The organism is uncultured Chitinophaga sp., assembly GCF_902168175.1.
GTDB lineage: Bacteria > Bacteroidota > Bacteroidia > Chitinophagales > Chitinophagaceae > Chitinophaga.
This window is the reverse complement of the sequence record NZ_CABHOU010000015.1, coordinates 1-2,245: the sequence shown is the minus strand read 5'-3', so window position 1 is coordinate 2,245 and position 2,245 is coordinate 1. Positions and strand designations below refer to the sequence as shown.

Sequence of the window (2,245 nt, the reverse complement as noted above, 5' to 3'; positions counted from 1 at the left end):
GGTAGTGTAGCCATTGGTACTACTTCAGCGCCTAACTCCACGCTCCAGGTGGCAGGCTCTATGTCAATGGCCATCAAATCTGTTGATGCTGCTTACACCGTAACCGACGTGGATAATACGGTCCTCGTGGATGCAACTTCTGCTGCGGTAAGCATTACCCTGCCTGCTCCGGTAGAAGGTCGTGTATACACCATCAAAAAGATCAAAGGTGGCCTGGATCACGAAGTAGTGATCAATCCTACCGGCGGTCAGATCGAAGGTGGTACAAGCTATACTATCTACAACGACTGGACTTTCGTAACACTCCAGTCTGACGGAACTGATTGGTTCATCATCAGGAAATAATTTTTAAACGGCAGGGGCGTTGCCAGTGCAATGCTCCTGTTGTTTCTTTAGATGTTTCGCGGCGTGTGTGTAACACCTTTACCTAACTTGCAACTTCTGTTTATATGCGTTTATCGTCGGCAGCCCGTTCCAGTGTCATTATAGGGCTTTGTGGTTTTTTATCTGTACGCGCTTCCGCGCAGCAATTAAAGTTGGGCGCTAACCCAAGCATTCTTAAGCAGGATGCTATTCTTGAATTGAACAGCCCTAATCAGGGTTTGTTATTGCCTCGTGTTACCAGGGCCCAGATAATTGCCGGTGGCAAATTATTTGGTGCAGATGATGGTATGATGGTATATGTGACAGATGCTACGGAAAGATCGCTTTATATCAAGCGTAACGGTAGCTGGGAAAAAGTGGGCAATGTATTTGCGAATGGTATTATCGGAGATATCAGCGCTTCGGTGAACGGTTCCAACGCTTTAGTGACCTCCCTCAATAACGGCGTGGTGACCTATGCCAAAATGCAGAACGTGGCCGACCAGTCTATCCTGGGACGTTACAGTACTACAGCAGGTACCGTACAGGAACTTAAACTCGGATCTAACTTAACTTTAAATACAACTACGGGTGTTATTACTGCTAATGCAGGTACTGCCTTATGGAATGCCAGTCAGTTACAGGGGCGCAACATTGCTACCACTGTACCAGCCGATGGCAATGTGTTGAAATGGAATAATACCACTTCGGTATGGGAGCCCGGCGCAGCCGCATCTACCACCACTACACTTACCGGTGATGTAACCGGAACAGGTGCGGGTACTTTTGGTACCACCATCGCTAACGGCGTGGTAAGCTTCGCAAAAATGCAGAACATCGCTACTCAGCGTTTGCTCGGTCGTTATACTACCGGGGCAGGCTCTGCACAGGAAGTTTCTTTAGGATCTAACTTATTACTGAATACCAGCGGTGTTTTATCGGCCGATGCTGCTACCGCTTTATGGAACGCCAACCAGTTAAGTGGTCGCTCAATAACCACTACAGCTCCGGCATCGGGTGAGGTGTTAAAATGGAATGGTACTGCCTGGGCACCTGCTGCCGATGCAACAGGAAGTGGGGTGACCTCGCTTACCGGTGATGTAACCGGAACGGGGCCTGGTGCTACAGCTACAACGATCGCTAACCAGGCGGTAACGTTTGCAAAAATGCAGAACATTGCTACCCAGCGTTTATTAGGTCGTTATACAACAGGTACGGGTGCTACACAGGAAGTTACTTTAGGTACAAACCTGGCGCTTACTACAGCCGGTGTTTTAAATGCTTCGGGTATTACTTCGCTTACCGGTGATGTTACTGCCGCTACCACAACTGGAGCTGCAGCAACTACAATTGCAAATAAAGCTGTTACTTATGCAAAAATGCAGGATGCGGGCGGCTCACGGTTATTAGGTCGTGCTGCTACAACAACTGGCGCTGTTGGCGAAATATCTGTAGGAACTGGTTTGGAACTTACTACTGCTGGTGTTTTAAATGCAAGAGCAGACGATGCGATCTGGAATGCCAACAGGATACAAGGCAGGACTTTAGCTACTACTGCGCCAACAAACGGGCAGGTCATGAAATTTAATACCACTACTTCTTTGTGGGAGCCATCTGAAGATCTGGCGGGCGGTGCTACTTACGGAACACTTGGTGATAACGATATCGGCCAGGCCGACGCGCCTGAAGCGTTCAGTCGCATGAAAATATGGGCGAGTAATGGTACCGGAACCGTAGCAAATGGTCCGCTTGGAACCAGTGCTTATTCATGGAACGTACTTTCTTTCCGCGGCCCGGGTTACACTACACAGCTGTTCTTCGATAAAAGTACTTTGGGTATTAAAGAATGGGGTGGTAACGCTGCTGCCCTTACTACGAATGC

Annotated in this window: 1 protein-coding gene and 1 pseudogene; both read left to right on the top strand. The window is 48.6% G+C overall.

Features of this window, described 5'->3' with window-relative positions:
- Positions 1-345, top strand: a 345-nt coding sequence (locus QZT80_RS01700) for a hypothetical protein (RefSeq protein WP_295116973.1), incomplete at its 5' end; no start/stop codon positions are given.
- A 104-nt stretch (positions 346-449) separates the two neighbouring features.
- A pseudogene (locus QZT80_RS01695) lies at positions 450-2,245 on the top strand (hypothetical protein); the annotation flags it as partial.